This window comes from Flagellimonas allohymeniacidonis (assembly GCF_004296335.1).
GTDB lineage: Bacteria > Bacteroidota > Bacteroidia > Flavobacteriales > Flavobacteriaceae > Flagellimonas > Flagellimonas allohymeniacidonis.
Window position 1 is genome coordinate 1,679,870 of record NZ_SGIU01000001.1, and the last position, 20,362, is coordinate 1,700,231.

Genomic DNA, 20,362 nt, shown 5'->3' on the forward strand with positions numbered 1-20,362 from the left:
ATTATACAGATACAATGAAAACACGATATAATAAAATTGCAATTTTAGGTTTAGCGGCAGCCACCTTCTTTGCCTGTGAAACAGACGATAAGATAGTTGACGGCGTATTGGCGGATGTGGGCACTGGTGCCATTATTAGAACCATTGACGAAGACAACGATCTGGTCTACAACGATGAAACAGATGCATTCGATGCTGGATCCACCTATGCACTTGTTCTTGAAGAACAAGATGAGGAAAACGGAGCCCTTTTGAGCAGTCTCGACATCTTTGTGAATTTTGACGACAACTCATCTGGTGGAACGGATATGACCACTGCGGAGGTGCTTTTAGAAACTCTTCAGGCCAGTGATTTTTCTTCTGGTGATAGAGGATTGCCTCAGGTGAGTGTATCCTATACTTCTGATGAATTGGTTACTGCCACAGGAATTGATGAATCTATGATTGTCGGAAAGGATAGATTTGAGTTCCGACTGGTATTGACCCTTACGAATGGTGAAGTCTATACAAATTCTGATGTAGGTGGACCTGTGAGTGGTGGTGCATTCTTCTCTGCTCCTTTTGAGTATTTCCCAGTAATCGCTTGTTCCATTACGGAAGATCTTTCCGGAACACATTCCTATGTGGTCACAAATCAAAGAGCGGCTCCCGGAGGAGGAGGTGTTTGTGGAGGTGCCGACATTATCGGAACAGTCACATGGACCGAAACTGAAGCAGGCAGTGGTGTTTACACTTCATCAGACATGAGTTTTGGACAATATGAGGATTGCTACGTTGGTAGAGGTGCCGCCGCAAGTGATGAAATAGAAATCGAATGGGATTGCACCCTCTTGACTCCTGATGGGGAAGTATTTCTTGATGATGACGGTGTAGTTGTAGGCGAGGACGACGCCGATTCTGAGGTGACTTTCAGTTATGAAATTACCAATGTAACCGGTGCAGATATGACCATCGAGTTCTCAAGTTCAACAGGTGATGCCGGAACCGTAGTTCTTACAAGAGAAGGCGGGGTAGATTGGCCTGTAATTTTCACAGCGAACAACTAGAAGTAGTTTAGTTATTTAATTGAATATTGAAATAAAAAGCCACCCTTAAAGGGTGGTTTTTTACTTTGTACTAAAATGGCAAATGCTATAAGGTGTTGTAATAAATAAAAATTTGGGTTACGTCCTCAACACTTTTAACCTTTAACCCTTTATCCGAGACAAACTTTTTGACCTTGGCCGCTTTTTCAGGATTGTCCTCAAATAATTTGATAACCTCTTTTTTGGAAGGTTTTAAATAGGTAATTTCCAATTTATCCCCATTTGGCTTTGCAATATATAATTCCTTATCATCAACAAAACGATTGGGCACCTCGAGCTCAAAGGAAGTTTTGGGCTTTTTTCCTTCTTTAAAGAGCTTCCTACGCCTTTCAAACAGAATGATGTCATCGGCTTCCACCATTGTAAAAAGGTAGCCCTCCACATAGTTTCCCTTCTTATCGCCAAAATCATTGTAAGACAACTTGGTTCCGTTTAGAACACAATGAATATCCTTCCTTGGCAGTAACGCCTGTATTTTCTCCTGTGATGGATGTTCTTTGATTTGTATCTCATCAGAATAGCCATCATAGCGTACGTATAGGCTTCCCTCTAAACCATCCTGACTGTAAATCGATGCTTTTTTGAAGTCTTCATTGAAATAGGCAGAGCCTTCAATTTTAAGCCCGTTATCCTTCGGTTTTTGATTCCTAAACTGCTGAAAAATAAAGTCCAAGGTTGGATTTCCTCCCCTTGCATCGAGATCTACGTTGGAACCGCTAAAATTGGATGTTCCCAATTGTGCCATGCCCAAAGCGCCCGCGAAGAGTGAAACTACCAACAGAGCGAACCGCTGCTTAACTACATTCATGGTGTAAGATTTTAAGTATTATATTATTTAGCTATCAAATAAGCGAAAGAAAGATGCATGCTCCTTCCCTCCTTACCTTACTTTGCCCTTAAGTTACGAATTAAGCTCTTAGGATATCCCTGTCATTCAGCTTAATACCGCGTTAAGATTTGTTAAATTTTGAAGTGGGGATATAAAAAGTATTGAAGCAGCCCAGCAAAAAAACCATCCATTTGGATGGTTTTTGGCATACGAAAAATACTTTTTGACTATAAAGTGTTGTAGTACATAAAAACTTGAATCACATCACTTGCTTCCCTTACATTGAGGGCTTTATCCGACATAAAACGCTTCACCAAAGAAGCTTTCTCCGGATTGTTTTCCATTAGTTTAAGAATTTCTTTTTTTGAGGGTTTCAAATATTGGATTTTCTGTCCATCTTCTTGCCCAATGCCAACATACAATTCATTGGCCTCTGTAAAACGATTGGGAACTTCAAGTTCCAAAGATGTTCTTGCTTCCTTACCTTCTTTAAAGAACTTCATCCGCCTTTCGTAAAGTGTCATATTTTCCATCTCAACCTTGGTAAAAAGGTACCCTTCCCTATACCTTCCTTTTCTATCATAGAATTCATTGTATGAGATTTTCGTCCCATCAAGAACACAATGAATATCCTGTCGGCGCAATAATGCCTGAATTTCTTCCTGTGCCGGGTTCTCTTTAATCTGGATCTCATCAGAATAGCCATCATATCGCACATATAGGCTTCCATCAAGACCATCGTTGCTGATTATGGATGCTTTTTTAAAGTTTTGCTGAAAATACGGGGACCCCTCTATTTCTAACCCGTTCTCGCTGGGTTTCACATTGCGAAACTGCTGAAAGATGAAATCCAAAGCTGGATTTCCCCCCCGTGCATATGGGTCGACACTGGTTCCTGTGAAATTCTTGTTGGGCAATTGCCCCATCATAGGGATGGCAACCAAAAGGCCAGCCAATAACAGTTTTGATTTTAGGTATTTCGTTTTCATTTGATGATTATTTAAGGTTAACGTCGGTTGTTTATACAAAATGAAGAAAACGGTTCATTATTCCTTCATCTTGCTTTACTTTGCATCTTCAAGTTACGAATTAAATTCTACAGGATATCCCTGTAATTCAACCTGATACAATCAAAAGCTAAGGCAATCTTCCGAAATGAACGACAAGAATCAAATTTACGGCCTAAGAGCCACCATTGAAGCCATAGAAGCTGAAAGACCGATTAATAAAATCTATTTGCAACGAGGCTTACAAGGAGACCTTTTTAAGGAGTTGGAAACTCTTATCCGCAAAAAGGGTTTGAGCAGCTCTTATGTACCCTTGGAAAAGCTCAATCGACTGACCAAAAGTAATCACCAAGGCGTTGTTGCCAGCATCTCACCTGTCGTTTTTCAAGAGTTTGGCACCTTGGTGGAATCCGTTATTTCAGAAAAGTCCAATGCTTTCTTTCTATTACTAGATCATATTACCGACGTACGAAATTTTGGCGCCATCATTCGAACCGCTGAATGTTGCGGTGTGGACGCCATTGTTATTCCAAAAACTGGAGCTGCCCCAATTACCGATGATACCATCAAAACCTCAGCAGGGGCTGCATTTAACATTCCCATTACCAAAGTGGACCATTTAAAAGATGCTATTTTTTATCTGCAGTCTTGCGATGTTTCCGTCGTTGCTGCCACGGAAAAAGCGGAAAACACACTTTACAATCTCAATTTGGTCGATTCTTGTGCAATTATTATGGGTGCAGAGGATAAAGGAATTTCCCCATCCATCTTAAAAATTGTTGACCATGGGGCGAAACTTCCCATGCTCGGAAAAATTGGCTCATTGAATGTCTCTGTCGCCTGTGGTGTGGTGCTCTATGAGGTAGTAAGGCAGCGCTTAGGATGATGTGTCTCCCTCTTCCTTTGATTTGTAGTGATATCGAATGCGAATTTTTTTAGGGGTCTCCTCTTTCTCTTCTTCAATTTCGATGAAATTTCCATCCTTGTCGAATTGCCTTAAAAAAGGGTCTTCCTCCTCATTAAAATCTTCTTTTTCCCAATCATATCGTTTTTCCTCAGGAGTTTCCACTTTAAGCAAAAAAGCCAAAAACAATCCGGTGAGAAATCCGGAGAGATGACCTTCCCATGAGATACCATCCTTGATTGGAAAAATATACCAAATTAGGCTTCCATAGATGAATACCACAATCAAAGAAAGGGCCACCCATCGATAATGCTTTGTTATGATTCCCTTGAAAAAAATAAAACTTGCCAGCACATAGATCAAACCACTGGCGCCAATATGATACGAACTTCGTCCAATCAACCACGTCAATAATCCAGAGAGTAATATGCCCCAAAAAAGAGCCTTGAAGGCCACTTTCTGATAAAAATGAAAAAGAAATGCCGTAAGCACTGCCAGAGGAATGGTGTTGTTGTATAAATGCTCTACCGAACCATGGATGAATGGACTGAGCACAACACCCCGTAATCCGAACAGTTTTTTTGGATAAATCCCGTATTCATTGAAGTTAAATCCAAATTTCACCTCCACCCAAAACACAATCCAAATGGATAGTACGGCAAAAAGAGGTGCCAATAAAACCTTGTTGGATATTTTAAGCTGATTTTCCGGTAACATAGTTATGGCATTGACAATTACCTTTCCATAATCCACAATTTAGGCAAATTGTCAGGTTTTGGAACAAATTTTGGCATCGCGGGACCTCAATTTTCAATCGTCTGCGTTCCAAATTTATCTTACTTTTATTACCATGAATGCACCTCTGGCAGAACGTGTACGGCCCAAAACGCTTGAAGATTATGTGAGCCAACATCATCTTGTGGGCGAGAATGGCGCTTTGACCAATCAAATTAAGAACGGTTCCATTCCTTCACTAATTTTTTGGGGACCTCCCGGTACGGGAAAAACCACTCTTGCACATATTATCGCGGAAGAAAGCAAAAGGCCCTTTTACACCCTTAGTGCCATTAGCAGCGGTGTCAAAGATGTTCGCGAGGTGATTGAAAAGGCCAAACAAAGTGGGGGACTCTTTACCACCAAAAATCCCATTCTTTTTATAGATGAAATCCATAGGTTCAGCAAATCACAGCAAGATTCTTTGCTGGGTGCCGTTGAAAAGGGATGGGTCACGCTAATCGGTGCAACTACGGAAAATCCCAGTTTTGAGGTTATTCCCGCTCTTTTGTCAAGATGTCAAGTCTATGTGCTGAATCCTTTTGGCCGGGAAGATTTGGAAGCGTTGTTGCACCAGGCCATCGAAACAGATACTCTCTTAAAAGAGAAGCACATTGAATTAAAGGAGACGGAGGCCCTTCTAAGGCTTTCGGGAGGTGATGGAAGGAAGCTTTTGAACATTTTTGAATTGATTGTCAGCGCTGAAAAGTCGGAAAGCGTCACCGTGACCAACGAGCTTGTGCTGAACAAGGTGCAAAAAAACACCGTGCTCTATGACAAAACAGGCGAACAGCACTATGATATCATCTCAGCTTTTATCAAGTCAATTCGTGGTAGTGACCCCAACGCAGCTGTATATTGGCTGGCCCGGATGATAGAGGGGGGTGAGGACGTTAAGTTCATTGCCCGTAGAATGTTGATTTTGGCTTCCGAAGATATTGGCAATGCCAATCCTACTGCCTTGGTCCTTGCCAACTCCACTTTTCAGGCCGTAACTACCATTGGGTATCCTGAAGCTCGTATTATTTTAAGCCAATGTGCTACTTATTTGGCCAGCTCACCAAAGAGCAATGCAAGCTATTTGGCCATAAACGAGGCCCAAGGAAAAGTAAAAGAGACAGGTGATTTGCCTGTACCCTTGGAAATCAGAAATGCCCCCACTAAATTGATGAAAGAGCTTGGGTATGGTGCCGGGTATCTTTACGCACATGATCACAAGGACAACTTTGCTGACATGGAATTTTTACCCGAAGATATTTCAGGAACTACTTTTTATAGACCCAGTGAAAATGCTCGGGAAAAAGCAATAAAGGATTTTTTGGAAAAACGCTGGAAAGGAAAGTACAATTTTTAGAACTTAATGTTCAATTGTTCAAGTTTTTTGTTTCCGTTTTCCATATGCTCCCACCACCAAGTGTCTTCTTTTTGATAAACAATTCCATTTGGTCCACCCTGAACCAAAAAAACGTTTTCCAGCGAACTCTTAACCAGAATTAGTCTTATTTCAGGGGTGCTGTCCACCAGTTGAAAACCATTTTCAATAGGTTGGGCGTAGAGGGTTTCAGCTGCACTTGATTCGGCCTTAGTATAATTTGAAGGAGTTGGCTCAACACTTTTATAGGTCTGGTTTTCTGGGGTCGCTTCCTGCTCAATGACTTTTGATTTCTTTTCCTCCTCCACAGTTTTCACATCATCTTTGAAACTAATTTTGATAGGCTCATCCTTTGGCGATACTTCGGTGCTCTCAGATGGCTTATAGGTGTAGTTTATGGCATCAAAAGAAACAAAGGCCATTTTAATCGCTTCTTTATATGCTTCCTTAAATTCCTTACTTCGACTGGTTCCCTCGATGGTTCTGAAAACTTCGTTGGATTTACAGTCCTTAAATAGTATAGACAGTTTGGTGTTAAACATGGAAGAGGTGTCCTCAACGTCTGTCATCAAAGCCAAGCACCTGTTGGTCAACACATCCGGAGGAAGGGCGTCATCATAGACTACATTGAATCCATGCTGGGTTAGCATATATTTGACCAATGTACTGGTTTGATGTTGATTGGGCTTCCTATAGGCATCAAACTTTTTTGGCACAATAATGTACTTGTATTCATTGAATTGAGCAGAGCCTGAATTGGCCGCCATCACGCCAACCATTACTAAAAGTATTGCTTTGATTTTCATATTGTATTCCCAATCAATTATCGTTCCAAGATAGGATATTAATTCCAAATTGGAAAGAGGCATAATGGCTGTCCGCAACATTTTGATAGCCCAAAAGATTGTCGCCAAGAATGTAAAAATTGATGGGGCCAGCTTGCACGTTGATACCCAATCCCACATTGGAAAAAGAGTACTTGTCAACCGTGTAGGTGGTCTTTACTGAAAAGGATTGACCTAATCGTTTTTGGTAAAAGGCCGTAAGCGCGGGTTGTATGCCCAAAGGTCTTTTTTGAAGGAACAACTGACCTCCAATGCTGTTGCGGTAATATTCCGAGCTTGAGCGTTCAACCACATTGATGGCACAGCCACATTCTTTGGAAAAAGTAGTGCCCCCTCCCTGTCCAAAATCATAGCGTATGGACCCATAGACCTTTATTGGTCGGAAGCTGATGTAGCCATTATCGTTGTCTTCGAGAGGTACGGAGGCCTCAATTTCGTCCACCAAGTCTTGCCAGAGATCTACACCTAAATCATCAATGTCTTCGGGCAGAAAAATGTTGATTCCTTCATTGCTGGCATTACCCCGTACGGTATAATTTTTTACATCCTTAGAATTGTAAATGAACCCAACGTCCAATACACTTCCGGTAATGGTGGTCTGCGGATTAAGTTTATAGGTGAACCCTGCGTCAAAACCCAAGCCCAGATTGCCTCCAAGTAACACCCTTTGGGCAAAGAGTCGTTCCAAATCTTTGCGTGTGGTGTCTGTATCTTCCTCAACAATATCGATAAAGCCCTCTACACCAGCAGTCTGAAGCTGCATATCAGCGGTAATGGTATTCGCTAGGAGGTTATCTTCTCCAGGTACGGTTCGAAAAGTTCCTGAGTTGTTGGTAGATTTAAAATTGAATATACTTGAGTATAATTTTGCACGCACTCCCAAAGTGAGAGATTCGTTCATTTTTCTATTGATGCCGAAATGGAAGACATTAACCATCTCGCCCCGGACGTTCAAATGACCCAGGTCGAAACCCCTACCAATATTTGCGCCTCCATTGCCCTCAAAGGCCAGTATTGCCAAATCCTTGGGCCAGTACACAATGAAGTCCATTTCCCCATACATTCCAAAGGAATAGTAATCATCGGGTCTGTTTCTGCCCCGAAAACCAATGGAAAAACCCTCAATTTGACTTGTGGAACTAAAATCGTCCCTTCTGCTCAAGGCGTCGAGGACACGCTCCCTGACCTTGACATTGAAATCGATACCATCATTGGCAAATAAATCGTTCACCGTTACTCCACTCGTGGCTGCCTGAAAAGACAGACCGGACAATACAGGGACTCCAACATGCCATTTCTCTTGCGCATTCACGCCTGGGTTTACCATCAATGACTGGGGAATTTCATAGAAATCGTACAACAACTGCTTGTTCTGTGAATACAAACCGGTGGCCACGAACGCAGTGGCGCAAAGTGCTAGGAATTTAATTCTCATTTTAATCGAAATAAGAATTCCGCTGCAGATTTCATTACTATTTTAGGGTCAGGTTCTGTGGAGGTGCTTGTAGTATCGCCAAGATTTATTCCCGTTATTCGAATATCTGAGGTGTTGGCCAAAATATCCAAAGGTTTTCCTCCGGGACCATAATCCACTTCAATGGTAAAAGCTGGGGCTGGTCCAGCTGGAATATCAAAAATTTCAGTATCCAAAACACCACCACCCTCATCTAAAAACTCGATGGTAATAATCAAAGGTTTGCTCGTGGTATTCTCAAACTCATAGGTAATGGTCCCCTCCAAAAGTCGCTCAGCAACAAATTCTTCATTGAAAGCATCAAAATTGAAGGTATTGGTGTAAAACGTGTTTACGGTCGTAAATGAATTAATAAAAGGCTCGTCAGCCTCCACTGAAAAAATACTGGATGCCAGTGTCGGGGTAATGCTTAGGTCGTCGAACTGGTCAAAATCCTGTTCATCGGAACAAGCGTAAGAACCCAATAAAAGGGCTCCCATCAATAAGTAGCGCACATAGCGGGCTTTCATTGTTAAAACAATTTTTAGATAAAACAATGGGGCGGCTGGTATACCCTACTATAACTCTACAAAATGCTTTTTATTTCAAGTAGGTCGTCAATAGTTTTGCACAAATTGGGGTCTCCATCGGCATGCGCATTAAAATGAACAGTGTGAAATCCCAAATACCTTGCTCCTAGAACATCGGCCTCCATATTATCGCCGATCATAAGGGACCTATGGGCCGGCACTTGAGCTTTTTCGAGAGCAAATTTGAAAATTCTGGGATGGGGCTTCTTTACTCCCACACTTTCGGAATCAATAACATGCTCAAAAAAGTGATGGATGTTTGAATTTCTCATTTTCTTTTCCTGAATTTCTTGAAAACCATTGGTGATAATGTGCAAGCGATAGTTAGGAGAAAGGTATTCCAGAACTTCCACAGCATTAGGAATCAAATGTTGAAACGACGACAAATGCTCAATGTACTCATCGGCAAGGACGAGAATAGTGTCATCGGAAATCGGAAAGTGCAAAGCATCAAAACTTCTTTTTAGTCTTTGGTACCGAAGATCTGGCTTGCTGATACGGTTTTCACGGTACATTTTCCAATATTCCAAATTGATGGGCCGATAGACCGACATAAAATCATTGAGAACAACTGACACCTGATTTTTGGACAATATTTTCTGGAAAGTGAGCTCTGAGTTTTTCTCAAAATCCCAAAGCGTGTGATCCAAATCAAAGAAGATATCACTGACCACCCCTCTAAACATAATAGCGCTTTAAAAGGGATTGGTAAAGGTCCAGCCAATTGATTTTATGGCTGCTTCCCAATAATTCATTGGAAAACACACTGATCAGCTCCCCATTCACCTCTTTGACCGAACGGAAGACGGTGTCCATCTTAGCGAATACTTCATTGGCCTTTTTATACTTCAAAAAAGCGTAGTCGAACACAGCAAAGGGGTGAACTTTAAGCGGCTGCTTCGTCTCCATGGAAATGTCATAAAAATGAAATGGGGTACAGGTGCCCGCTCTAAAACCTATTTCATGGGTATAGCCCATGGAGAAATCATCGGTAAACTCAACATCAACCAAATTGCGATAAGTCAGGGGTACATTGACACGGTTATAGCGAAGTCTAGAAAAATTAATGGGACGGTGTATCAAATTGCCCAGCCGGTCCTTTTCCTCCTTCAGGACATCTACATTGGCAGAAGATAAATTGGAGGTACTCAGCGACACAGTACTATAATCGGCAACTGACTTAATAAGGTTTCCGAATTTCCGGTTGTTGGGGGAAATATTTTTATCGTGGGCCGAATATTCGGCAAACTGGAAGAAAAATAGGGTTCTTATCGGAAACTTCTTATGAATGCCTATCAAGGTGTCAAAATTGTCATAGGGATCTTCTGAAGCACCCAAAATTACACCTATACGCTTTATCATCCCACTTAACCGGAAATTCCCAAGATCTAACAGAAAACCACCGAGTGATCGAGTAAGGCCCCTGTGGGCATAGCAGTGGGAGGTGGTCACATTGATAATGGAGGTAAATCGATATTTTTTTTCTTTTCGGGTAATATCTGGGAAACGTTCCTTTAACCTTCTAAATAGCTTAAGGGCCCAGAGGTCAACCACAGGCAATTCCAAAAAACCGTGTTGGTAAGCCAGGCTCTCCTTGGCAGGAAAACGCCCTACGCTATCCTTCACATGCGGTAGGTATTCCTCGTACCGGCTTAGCAAAAAGAAACTGGCCGAAAAAATATCATAGGGAATGGAACTTTTTTCATCACAGGCAAAAAAACAAGGAACCCCATCCCAATGGTCTACTTTAATATCCAAATCATTTACCCCTTGCTCAAACAATAGGTCATTGCTTCGAATAAAAAACTCATTTTGCAAGGGTTGTTTAGAGTAGGTGATTTTAGGACCCTTGTGCTTGATGAAGTCCTCCACCTTAGTGGTAAACGAAGTTTCGATGCCCAAAATGCCTTCGAATATCTGCTTTGCGGTATAGGAAAGGCGATTGGTTATTTTATGGGTAAAAATGAGCAACATGGTGTTTACAATATTCCTTTGTCCGCGAAACTCAGGTAGTCATGAGGGGTAAGTATCAAATGATCTAAGATTTTAATATCAAGGGCCTCCGCGGCTACTTTTAGCTTTTTTGTAAGCTGTTTATCTGCACCGCTCGCCCTTAAAGTACCCGACGGGTGGTTATGCGCCATGATCAGGGCCACCGCTCCAAGTTCCAGAGCTTGTTTCAAAACCAACCGAACATCGACCAAGGTTCCGGTAATGCCACCTTTGCTCATTTGTGACTTGTGCACCACTTTGTTGGAATTATTCAGGTAAACGATCCAAAATTCTTCGTGGTCCAATTCGGCCATATAAGGGTACAATAACTCAAAAGCGTCGCGACTACAGGTAACTTTTTCAATTTTCACAAACTCTTCTCCCCTTCTACGCCTGCCAATTTCAAGAGCTGCAGCAATGCTCACCGCTTTGGCTTCACCAATACCATTGAACTTCATAAGGTGATTGACTGATAACTTACCCAAATCATTGAGGTTATGGTTTACCGAGGCCAAAATACGTTTTGCAAGTTGTACAGCACTTTCTGTGCGATTTCCAGAACCTATCAAAATGGCAATCAATTCAGCATCGGACAACACATTGCGGCCCTTTTGCAACAACTTTTCCCGAGGTTTATCATCATCGGCCCAGTTTTTTATGGAAAAGGAAACGGTTTTTGGTTGCATAGGCTAAATATAGCTGTTTCCGAAGTTATCCAAAGGTTGTAGGAAAAATTGTTATCAAGAATATCCCCATTTTGACCACCCAAAAGCCTTTTCAAAGGCTTTTTCTAGGGATTTCAAACAAAATTTAAGAATTTTAAAGAATTACGTATAGTGCTAATTTATAGCATGTTAAATCCACAACATGAAAAACGTTTTGTTTCTGGTCATCATTTTGGGAGGTATCTTCATGGCAAGGTCCCAAAAGGTTGCTAAAATAGATAGCATCCAAATAGTTGGGAAAGTTGATGACTGGAACAAAGCATGGAAAATCAAAGATGTGGACCTCGCAACCAAGTGGTACTCGGACGATGCCGACTTTACCAATGCTTTCGGGTTTAGCATGATTGGTAAAACTGCAATCAACAGCTATTTATCAAAGGTTTTCAAAATGGACTTTGTGATGTCTGGCGACTCCGAACAAACATCCTTGAAGCTAAAATATATCAACGAGACTACAGTACTGGTCATTTCAACAATTTCAAGAATAGGTCAAAAACTGAGCGATAACAGCGAGCTTGGACCGCGGAAAACAACCCATTATAGGTTATTCCAGAAAAGCGACGATTGGGAAATAACCGCGCATCTTATTTCAGATGCGAGAAGTATTGCAACGAATAAGCATTGATTAATGCTACTTTAGCTGATGGTTGTGCAATAATAGACCAGAAATTTTAGCCGAAACCTATACGCTACATTGTTTATATGAAGTTCACAAAAACTATACTCTTATTTCTCTTGGGCCTTGCAGTACAATCGATAAGTGGTCAAAAATCGAAAACAAACTTGGCTAAATTTGAACCCCCTAATGGCAAATGCCTCGTCTTTGTTGGACAAGACCTGGGTGCGACAGGCGGTCTTGATAACTATTCGAATGGGTATTCCGATTTCTTTGATACCCCTTCAGGGGTTACGGTGTATACCAACCTTTCCCCAGGTGATGAATCTTTTGGATACTTTAATAAGGGCCTCGATGGACTAAAGACTATGGCCAATTGGGGGGCAGGAGATTCTTGGGCGCAAAATTATATTGATGATACCACTTATGCCCATAGCCTTATGGCCATTGGCTTGTCCATGGTCAATCATGAAAAAAAAGTGGCAAAAGGAGAACACGATGATCTTATAAAAGAATTGGGGAGTTGGATCAAGTCAACCGGGCGTCCCATTTTTCTTCGGATTGGATACGAGTTTGATGGTTGGGATTGGAACCATTACAAAAGGAAGCACTACTTGAATGCTTGGAAGCGAATACATGCGATTTTCGAGGCTATGGAGGTGAACAACGTTGCTCTGGTTTGGCAATCAAAGGGCACGGGCTCTGATCAGGCGGTTTTGGAAGATTGGTATCCAGGCGATGCCATTGTGGATTGGTGCGGGTATTCCTATTTTGGAAATCCCGATGAAGAAATGATCACATTTGCCAGAAAACATGGAAAACCCGTTTTTATTGCTGAAGCCAGCCCTGTTTTGCAAACGGACAATGTTTATTTTGATTCCGACCTAAAGAAAGAGGCCGTTGCCAAACGAGCTTGGCAAAATTGGTTTGTGCCTTTTTTTCGAACCCTAAATGAGCATCAAGATGTTATTAAGGCGTTTAGCTATATTAATGTAAATTGGTCCATACAACCCATGTGGATAACCAATCCTGTGTTTCAAAAAGTGGATTCCAGAATTCAGGTGAGTGATTTTATTTCAGAAAAATGGAAGGCAGAAATGGCAAAAGCGAGATACCTAAAGCCAACAACCGACCTTTGGAGCCGATTGGAAAACAAATAAGATAACTAATGACCCTAAAACTAAATCCCCCAAGCTCACGTTGGGTAAAACGATTCATCACACTTATTTTCGGTATTGTGCTCTGGCATCTTCCCATTCCCTGGGATCTCTCGCCCGATGCCTGGCATTTGTTCGCCATTTTTATGACAGCGATCCTTGGGGTCTTGATTGATGCCTTATCCATTTTTACTGCTTCTGTTCTGGCTTTGGTCGCAGTGGTTATGCTCAGGGTCCTCACCCCGGAAAAGGCATTTTCAGGGTTTTCAGAGAGTTTTATCCTGCTTATTTTGGCCGCTTTTTTAGTGGCAAAAGGGGTTATTAAGTCCGGTTTGGGAAGACGAATCGCCTTCTTGCTCATTCGACGATTTGGAAAGTCGACCTTAAACCTAGGGTACTGCATTGTTGCAACGGACACACTCTTGGGACCGGCCATCCCAAGCAATACAGCGCGTTCAGGAATTCTGTATCCTATTACACACGCATTATCCTTGGATACGGGGTCTCTACCCACTCCCGAAAGTAGAAGAAAAACGGGCACCTATCTCATGATGACGGCTATATCGGGGCACACCATAAGTTCCGCGCTTTGGTTTACGGGCATGGCCGCCAACCCTGTTGGCGCTGGAATTGCAGCGCAATTTGGCGTAAACATGAATTTTGGCAATTGGGTTTTTGTGGCATCCGTACCCTGTATCATAGCCCTGATTGCAATTCCTTGGATACTTTATAAGCTCTTTCCGCCCGAAAACAAATACACCCCTGAAGCGCCCGAAATGGCCAAAAAAGCTCTGCAAAAAATGGGGCCCATGAGCAAACAGGAACAAATAATGGGCATCACCTTTTTTGGTATGATTCTACTTTGGGCACTTTCCCCAGTCTTAAACATCAATTTGGCGATTGTGGCGTTTCTCGGATTATCTGTTTTGATACTGTCCAATGTGTACACGCTTGACGACATCCGCCAAGGTGCAGGCGATGCCCTCGAAACCTTTATATGGTTTGCCATTTTGTATATGATGAGCACCGCCCTTAACGAAATGGGATTTATGAAGACCTTGGGCGAACAGATTGCGACTTACATTGGTGATTTTGATTGGGTAACGGTGTACCTTTTTCTCACGGTACTTTACGTGGCCATTCACTATCTTTTTGTGAGTCAAACAGCCCAACTATTGGCATTGTATGCGGTTTTCCTGCAGGTTGCCGTAAATGCCCAAGTACCCGCAGCACTTATGGCCTTTATGCTGTCGTTTGCCACCAATTATTTTGCCGTGGTCACGCCCCAAGCTTCGAGTTCCAATGTGCTTTTTGCTGGAAGCGGCTTTTTGCCTTCCGAAGATATTTACAAACAGGGCGCTGTAATCACAGTTTTGAATACAGTGATTTTCCTCCTGGCGACACCGTGGATTCTATGGGCATCCTCCTTATAATGATTTTAGGGAATAAGTACAGCATAATTGATAAATTGAAGGTCATTACGAAAAGGTAAACACAACAGATCACAATGGAACAAAGATTGACCATAATAACCCTAGGTGTTTCGGATTTGAATAAATCTACCGAGTTTTATGAAACCAAATTTGGATGGAAAAAAACGGAGGACAGTAATGCCCATATTACTTTTTTTAGGTTGAACGGAATTTTACTATCTCTTTATAAAAAAGAGGAGCTTGCCAAAGATGCCCAAGTGAACCCCGAAGGAAAGGGCTTTAAAGGATTTACCCTAGCCTACAACACACGATCTGAAAAAGAAGTGGACCAATTAATAGGAAAGTTGAAGGCTATGGGTGTCAGAATCATCAAAGAACCCCAAAAAGCGGATTGGGGAGGCTACAGCAGTTATGTTGGCGACTTGGATGGCTATTTGTGGGAAATCGCTTTTAACCCTTACCTAACTCTTAATGAAAATGGTAATGTAAAACACTAAAGAACCAAATTTTTTCGTGGAGCATTTCTACTTTCCGCTTCACTATAACTTTATCAAATACCACTAAACAAATTCATGAAGTAAGGAAAATGGAAAAATTAGCTCCACAATGGATTGTTGATAATCTGAAAGAGACGATACATTTCTACAAGGAAAATCTAGGTTTCGAGATAGATTGGCAGGGTACCCTCTTTGCCATCATAAGCAAGGGAGATGTAACCCTTATGATTCGGGAACTGCGAGAGGGAAATCTAAAGAGACCCAATAGAATTCCCTTTATAGAATCAGGTTGGCATACCAATGGTTCGGAAGCCTGGGACGCTTATATTTGGGTACAGAACGCAGATGAACTCTATACTGAACTTAAACAAAAGGAAGTGGCCATTTTTCGGGAAATACAAGATTCTGAATATGGAAACCGCGATTTTGAAATTGAGGACAACAATGGATATATTTTGTGTTTTGGGCATAAAACGTGAAGAAATAGAGTTTGAACTCCATAAGCGCTTTCAACCCATACTAAAAACCATATGACCGGAGAAACCAACATATCGGCTTTGATCAAGGAAATGAACCCTATTCTCAATGAAGGGGAATATGTCTTCTGCACAGTGAGGGATGCAGGTAAAATTGGCCATAAGGAAATCTTAGGACAGTTTAAAGAGAAAGAGGGGACCACTCTGATACTTGAACGAACCAAAGCTGATGAGCTTCACCTAAACTATGATTACGTCGCATCATGGATTACACTTATGGTACACTCCTCACTGGAAGCTGTTGGATTGACTTCGGCATTTTCAACGGCGTTGGCTCAAAATAATATTAGTTGCAATGTGGTTGCAGGGTACTATCATGATCACATATTTGTTGGCAAAAGAGATGCAAAAAAAGCGGTTGAAGTATTAAAAAAACTATCGAAAAACCAGTTTAAAGCGTATTAAAAATGTCAACATTGGATTTTGAAATCGTAAAGTATTCCGATTCTTTTCACAACCAACTTCTCGAGGTATGGGAACAATCTGTTTTAGCGAGCCATCATTTTCTTGACCCGAAAGACTTCGAATCCATAAAAAAACTGGTTAATACAATTGATTTCAACTCTTTTGATGTCTATTGCTCAGTCCATAACCTCGCATTAACAGGTTTTATTGGGGTTTTGGATAAGAAAGTGGAAATGTTATTCATCTCACCCCGGTATTTTGGAAAAGGAATAGGAAAAAAATTGATGGATTTTGCAGTTAGAGAATTAAAAGCTGACAAGGTAGACGTTAATGAACAGAACTCAAAGGCGGTTGAATTTTACCAAAAACTTGGGTTTAAAACCTTCGAAAGAACGGACAAAGATGATCAGGGAAACGACTACCCTTTGTTACGAATGAAACGATAGCACCGTTCGTGAAAATAAGCAGGTGCATTGAATAAAAGTTACTATGAAATTGAGAAAAGCTAAACTGGAAGATGTTCCCTTCATTGTTCAAATGTTGGCAGACGATGAACTTGGGGCAAAGCGAGAGAATTTTCAAACTCCTCTTCCCCTGTCATACATTAAGGCATATGAAAAAATAGCTGCGGACAGCAATCAAGAATTAATGGTTGTTGAAAGTGATACTGGGGAAGTAATCGGTACGCTCCAGTTATCCTTTATTACCTATCTCACCTATCAAGGAGGTACCCGTGCCCAGATAGAAGCGGTACGCATTCGAAAGGACGAAAGAGGGAAAGGTCTAGGCAAGAAAATGTTTCTTTGGGCCGTTGAACGAGCCAAGGAAAGAAAGGCCCATGTGTTGCAATTGACGACCGACAAAAAAAGGCCCAAAGCCATTTCCTTTTATGAGGATCTTGGTTTTAAGGCCACCCATGAAGGAATGAAACTGCATTTCAATCTGTAGGCACGCTTTCTGAATTAATCCAGCAAATTTTTGATTTCAGAGAAGTCCAAGCCTCCATAATTTCCTGAACTCATTAATAATAAGGCCGAGTTGCTCAAATCCAAATTAAACAACCGCTCCTTAAAGGTCGCTGGATTTGTAAAAACCTGTAATCTCGAGTTTTCGAAAGCTGCAGAAATTTGCTCCGAGGTAACTTCATCAAGACGCTTGATCTTAACTGCCTCAGGCGAGTAAAAAACAAGGGCTTCATCAGCGGCATCCAAAGTCCCCTTATATTCTTTCAAGAACTCAGCATTTAAACTACTATAAGTATGTAGCTCCAAACAAGCGATAAGTTTTCTATTGGGATATTGATCCCTAACCGCTTTGGTGGTTGCTCCTACTTTACTGGGTGAGTGCGCAAAATCTTTATAAACCACGGTTTCCGAGGATTCTGCTATTTTTTCCAAACGCTTTGAGGCTCCTTTAAAAGATGCAATGGCCTCGTAAAAGTCGGCTTCATCCACTCCCATCTGCTGGCAAATCCATTTTGCCCCCGCCAGATTGTTAAGATTGTGCTTGCCAAATATTTCAATGGGCATTTCACCTTCGGGGGTGTCCAAGAGCGTAACATCATTTTCTACACGATAATCTGGGGTCCGATAGGGAAACTTTCTTATAGAATTTTCAGTCACTTCCACGATATTGGCTAGTTCAGCATCCTCCTCATTATAGGTAATGCTCCCTCCTTTTACAATACCATCGACAAAGATTTGAAACTGTTCAAGATAATTTTGGAAAGTTGGGAAAACGTTGATATGGTCCCAAGCAATACCGCTTACCAAGGCAATGTTGGGTTCATAAAGGTGAAATTTAGGTCTACGGTCAATGGGAGAGGATAGATATTCATCGCCTTCCAAAACGATAAAGTCGTTATGGTCGGTCAAATGGACCATGCGGTCAAAACCTTCCAATTGAGCGCCCACCATATAATCCACTTCTTTTTCGTGATATTGCAAAACGTGGAGAATCATGGAAGTAATAGTGGTCTTTCCATGACTGCCGCCGATGACCACCCGGGTTTTATACTTTGACTGTTCGAACAGGAATTCGGGATAGGAGTAAATTTTCAAATTTAATTCCTGGGCCTTGAGTAATTCAGGATTATCGGCTTTTGCATGCATCCCCAAAATAACCGCATCAATCTTAGAATCTACTTTTTCGGGAAACCAACCCATTTTCCCGGGCAACAATCCCTTCGCCTCCAACCGGCCTTTTGAAGGTTCAAAAATAGCATCATCACTACCACTAATTTCGTATCCCTTGTGATGCAAAGCCAAGGCCAAATTGTGCATAGCACTCCCTCCTATGGCAATAAAATGTATTCTCATTAAACTGGTTTACCGTTCAAAAATAGCCATTGGTCCAACCAATACAAACTAAGACTTGATCTTATTAATCTTTATCTTCGGATAAAATATAGAACCATGAACCTATCTGAAATTCCATCCAAGGAAATTATGCCGGGCTATCACGGAAAAATGATTCATTCGAAGGAAATGACGTGGGCCTTTTGGGATGTGGAGGAAGGGGCCACCGTACCCGAACACCATCATGTGCATGAACAAATTATGCATGTGGTCGAAGGAACGTTTGAGTTTACAGTTGCCGGTAAAACAGGCATTTACGAACCTGGTGATGTGGTCGTAATCCCATCCAACATTCCGCATGGCGGAAAAGCCCTGACTCCCTGTAAATTAATGGATGTTTTTTGTCCCGCTAGGGAAGAATACAAATAACCTATGAACATTTCAATTCTTGGTAAAAATGCCCTTGTGGGGGGAAGCAGCAAGGGTATCGGTAAAGCAATAGCACTTCAACTGGCAAAGAGCGGCGCCAATGTGACGGTAATGGCTAGAAACGAGAACGACCTGAAGTCCGTGGTTTCTGAACTGGATACCTCCCAAGGACAAACACACCAGTATTTGTTGGTTGATTTTTCCAATTTTGAAGCTTTCAAGAAAGTAATTACCAGTTTTTTCACAACCTCAAACGTGGACATCTTGGTCAATAACACCCAAGGTCCAGAAGCGGGTGGCGCTCTTGAAAAAACTGTGGATGACTACCAAAAAGCGTTTGATTTGTTGTTTAAATCGGTCGTTTTGACCACCGAATTGGCCTTGAAGCATATGCAACAAAACAAATGGGGAAGAATCATTAATGTAGCATCCATCTCTGTGAAGGAACCCTTGAACTATCTTGCGCTTTCCAACTCCATTCGTGCGGCTATGACCACTTGGGCCAAGAGTCTTGCCATTGATGTTGGAAAGAATCATATTACGGTAAACAATGTGTTGACCGGCTATTTTGACACTGACCGTATTGCTTCCCTAAACGCAAAAAAGGCGGAAAAAATGGGTGTTTCTCCCCAGGAAGTCCGTGCGGCCATGGAAGCCATGGTTCCTGTAAAACGCATTGGAAAGCCGGAGGAATATGGCTTTTTGGTCACTTTTTTGGCATCGGACCAAGCGGCTTACATCACGGGCACCAATATTCCCATTGACGGAGGCTTATTAAAATCCTTGTAGTCCAACACCGGTCTTGTGTTTTGGAATTTAGGGCATTTTTCTGTGCTAAACGGTAAAGTGGCTCCATCTTAGGAGCATTAATTTGGTGCGTCAATGTTACAGTATTCATTCCCTATTTCATCTTCTATCATATTTTCTGAATGCTCAATATTTGGGGAGTAAAAGCCCAAAAAACTGATAATTTCTTAAAATTTTGTTACTTTTATTGCTTAACCAATAAAACATACCCCTATGAATTCAAAAGTGTTTATGGTTGTTCGAATCTTATTGGCAATTATGCTTTTAGTATTTGGCACCAACAAATTCTTTAATTTTTTACCTCCTTTTGAAGTGCCGCAGCCAGCGCAGGACTATTTTGCAGCAATGGCTTCAAGCAAGACCCTTCATATGGTAGGAATTGTTGAAGTTCTGGCGGGACTTGCTTTACTAATTAACAGATATGGAGCATTGATGGCTGTTATTCTCATGAGCATCTCGGTAAACGCGGTTCTTTTCCATGCTACCTTGGCCCCCGAGGGAATTGGCCCAGCTCTTGGATTATTGATTTTAAATATCTTGGTGCTTGTTGGATACAAAGACCGGTACAAAGACATTTTAAGAGCTTGATATAAATAGAAAAGCCTCCAA

Annotated in this window: 24 protein-coding genes; 14 read left to right on the top strand and 10 right to left on the bottom strand. The window is 41.6% G+C overall.

Features of this window, described 5'->3' with window-relative positions; genetic code table 11:
- Window positions 1-14 precede the first annotated feature (14 nt).
- Window positions 15-1,046, top strand: a complete 1,032-nt coding sequence (locus tag EW142_RS07755; RefSeq protein WP_130612038.1) for a hypothetical protein — start codon at window positions 15-17, stop codon at window positions 1,044-1,046.
- 85 nt (window positions 1,047-1,131) lie between these two features.
- Here EW142_RS07755 and EW142_RS07760 read toward each other — a convergent pair whose 3' ends face one another.
- Together EW142_RS07760 and EW142_RS07765 are read right to left on the bottom strand one after the other, a co-directional pair.
- Complete coding sequence (locus EW142_RS07760) at window positions 1,132-1,893, bottom strand: hypothetical protein (RefSeq protein ID WP_130612041.1); 762 nt, start codon at window positions 1,891-1,893, stop codon at window positions 1,132-1,134.
- 248 nt (window positions 1,894-2,141) lie between these two features.
- Entirely contained in the window at window positions 2,142-2,903 is a 762-nt protein-coding gene (locus EW142_RS07765) for a hypothetical protein (protein WP_130612044.1), read from the bottom strand.
- Window positions 2,904-3,069: 166 nt separating this feature from the next.
- Between EW142_RS07765 and rlmB the strand changes: the two genes are divergently transcribed.
- Window positions 3,070-3,807: a 23S rRNA (guanosine(2251)-2'-O)-methyltransferase RlmB gene (rlmB, locus tag EW142_RS07770; RefSeq protein ID WP_130612047.1), complete on the top strand. Its 738-nt coding sequence runs from the start codon at window positions 3,070-3,072 to the stop codon at window positions 3,805-3,807.
- On the opposite strand, the gene EW142_RS07775 is transcribed toward rlmB, so the two are convergent.
- Entirely contained in the window at window positions 3,799-4,542 is a 744-nt protein-coding gene (locus EW142_RS07775; protein ID WP_130612537.1) for a rhomboid family intramembrane serine protease, read from the bottom strand. The two genes, rlmB and EW142_RS07775, sit on opposite strands and share 9 nt — an antisense overlap.
- A 133-nt stretch (window positions 4,543-4,675) precedes the next feature.
- Between EW142_RS07775 and EW142_RS07780 the strand changes: the two genes are divergently transcribed.
- The gene (locus tag EW142_RS07780) at window positions 4,676-5,953 is read left to right on the top strand and encodes a replication-associated recombination protein A (protein WP_130612540.1); all 1,278 of its coding nucleotides are present in this window, start codon (window positions 4,676-4,678) and stop codon (window positions 5,951-5,953) included.
- Here the strand turns inward: EW142_RS07780 and EW142_RS07785 are convergent.
- The 6 genes from EW142_RS07785 to radC are packed head-to-tail and all read right to left on the bottom strand — an operon-like array spanning window position 5,950 to window position 11,537.
- Window positions 5,950-6,858, bottom strand: a complete 909-nt coding sequence (locus EW142_RS07785; protein ID WP_205783241.1) for a hypothetical protein — start codon at window positions 6,856-6,858, stop codon at window positions 5,950-5,952. The two genes, EW142_RS07780 and EW142_RS07785, sit on opposite strands and share 4 nt — an antisense overlap.
- Complete coding sequence (locus EW142_RS07790; RefSeq protein WP_130612052.1) at window positions 6,791-8,251, bottom strand: DUF5723 family protein; 1,461 nt, start codon at window positions 8,249-8,251, stop codon at window positions 6,791-6,793. The genes EW142_RS07785 and EW142_RS07790 overlap by 68 nt, the downstream gene beginning before the upstream one ends.
- On the bottom strand, window positions 8,248-8,799 hold the full coding sequence (locus EW142_RS07795; RefSeq protein WP_240740174.1) for a hypothetical protein: 552 nt from the start codon (window positions 8,797-8,799) through the stop codon (window positions 8,248-8,250). The genes EW142_RS07790 and EW142_RS07795 overlap by 4 nt, the downstream gene beginning before the upstream one ends.
- A 56-nt stretch (window positions 8,800-8,855) precedes the next feature.
- The gene (locus EW142_RS07800) at window positions 8,856-9,545 is read right to left on the bottom strand and encodes a YjjG family noncanonical pyrimidine nucleotidase (RefSeq protein WP_130612055.1); all 690 of its coding nucleotides are present in this window, start codon (window positions 9,543-9,545) and stop codon (window positions 8,856-8,858) included.
- On the bottom strand, window positions 9,538-10,833 hold the full coding sequence (locus tag EW142_RS07805) for a polysaccharide deacetylase family protein (RefSeq protein ID WP_130612058.1): 1,296 nt from the start codon (window positions 10,831-10,833) through the stop codon (window positions 9,538-9,540). Before EW142_RS07805 ends, EW142_RS07800 begins: the two co-directional genes overlap by 8 nt.
- Before the next feature lie 5 nt (window positions 10,834-10,838).
- Window positions 10,839-11,537, bottom strand: coding sequence for a RadC family protein (radC, locus tag EW142_RS07810; RefSeq protein ID WP_130612061.1), 699 nt, complete (start codon window positions 11,535-11,537; stop codon window positions 10,839-10,841).
- Window positions 11,538-11,718: 181 nt separating this feature from the next.
- On the opposite strand from radC, the gene EW142_RS07815 reads away from it, so the two are divergent.
- From EW142_RS07815 to EW142_RS07850, 8 genes are all read left to right on the top strand, one after another.
- A complete protein-coding gene (locus tag EW142_RS07815) occupies window positions 11,719-12,201 on the top strand; it encodes a nuclear transport factor 2 family protein (RefSeq protein ID WP_130612064.1) in 483 nt (160 codons plus the stop codon).
- Window positions 12,202-12,278: 77 nt separating this feature from the next.
- Window positions 12,279-13,352, top strand: a complete 1,074-nt coding sequence (locus EW142_RS07820) for a glycoside hydrolase family 26 protein (protein WP_240740175.1) — start codon at window positions 12,279-12,281, stop codon at window positions 13,350-13,352.
- 8 nt (window positions 13,353-13,360) lie between these two features.
- Entirely contained in the window at window positions 13,361-14,782 is a 1,422-nt protein-coding gene (locus EW142_RS07825) for a DASS family sodium-coupled anion symporter (protein ID WP_130612067.1), read from the top strand.
- A gap of 74 nt (window positions 14,783-14,856) precedes the next feature.
- Window positions 14,857-15,279 (top strand): VOC family protein, encoded by a 423-nt coding sequence (locus tag EW142_RS07830; RefSeq protein ID WP_130612070.1) that lies wholly within the window; start codon window positions 14,857-14,859, stop codon window positions 15,277-15,279.
- Window positions 15,280-15,368: 89 nt separating this feature from the next.
- On the top strand, window positions 15,369-15,758 hold the full coding sequence (locus EW142_RS07835) for a VOC family protein (RefSeq protein ID WP_130612073.1): 390 nt from the start codon (window positions 15,369-15,371) through the stop codon (window positions 15,756-15,758).
- 51 nt (window positions 15,759-15,809) lie between these two features.
- Window positions 15,810-16,220, top strand: a complete 411-nt coding sequence (locus tag EW142_RS07840) for an ACT domain-containing protein (protein WP_130612075.1) — start codon at window positions 15,810-15,812, stop codon at window positions 16,218-16,220.
- 2 nt (window positions 16,221-16,222) lie between these two features.
- Complete coding sequence (locus tag EW142_RS07845; protein WP_130612078.1) at window positions 16,223-16,666, top strand: GNAT family N-acetyltransferase; 444 nt, start codon at window positions 16,223-16,225, stop codon at window positions 16,664-16,666.
- 43 nt (window positions 16,667-16,709) lie between these two features.
- The gene (locus tag EW142_RS07850; RefSeq protein ID WP_130612081.1) at window positions 16,710-17,168 is read left to right on the top strand and encodes a GNAT family N-acetyltransferase; all 459 of its coding nucleotides are present in this window, start codon (window positions 16,710-16,712) and stop codon (window positions 17,166-17,168) included.
- A 14-nt stretch (window positions 17,169-17,182) separates the two neighbouring features.
- Here the strand turns inward: EW142_RS07850 and EW142_RS07855 are convergent, their stop codons facing one another.
- Window positions 17,183-18,538, bottom strand: a complete 1,356-nt coding sequence (locus tag EW142_RS07855; RefSeq protein ID WP_130612084.1) for a UDP-N-acetylmuramate--L-alanine ligase — start codon at window positions 18,536-18,538, stop codon at window positions 17,183-17,185.
- A 96-nt stretch (window positions 18,539-18,634) separates the two neighbouring features.
- Here EW142_RS07855 and EW142_RS07860 point away from each other — a divergent pair, with 96 nt between their 5' ends.
- From EW142_RS07860 to EW142_RS07870, 3 genes are all read left to right on the top strand, one after another.
- Complete coding sequence (locus EW142_RS07860; RefSeq protein WP_130612087.1) at window positions 18,635-18,946, top strand: cupin domain-containing protein; 312 nt, start codon at window positions 18,635-18,637, stop codon at window positions 18,944-18,946.
- 3 nt (window positions 18,947-18,949) lie between these two features.
- Entirely contained in the window at window positions 18,950-19,735 is a 786-nt protein-coding gene (locus tag EW142_RS07865) for an SDR family oxidoreductase (RefSeq protein ID WP_130612089.1), read from the top strand.
- A gap of 231 nt (window positions 19,736-19,966) precedes the next feature.
- On the top strand, window positions 19,967-20,341 hold the full coding sequence (locus EW142_RS07870) for a DoxX family protein (RefSeq protein WP_130612092.1): 375 nt from the start codon (window positions 19,967-19,969) through the stop codon (window positions 20,339-20,341).
- The last annotated feature ends 21 nt before the right edge of the window (window positions 20,342-20,362 follow it).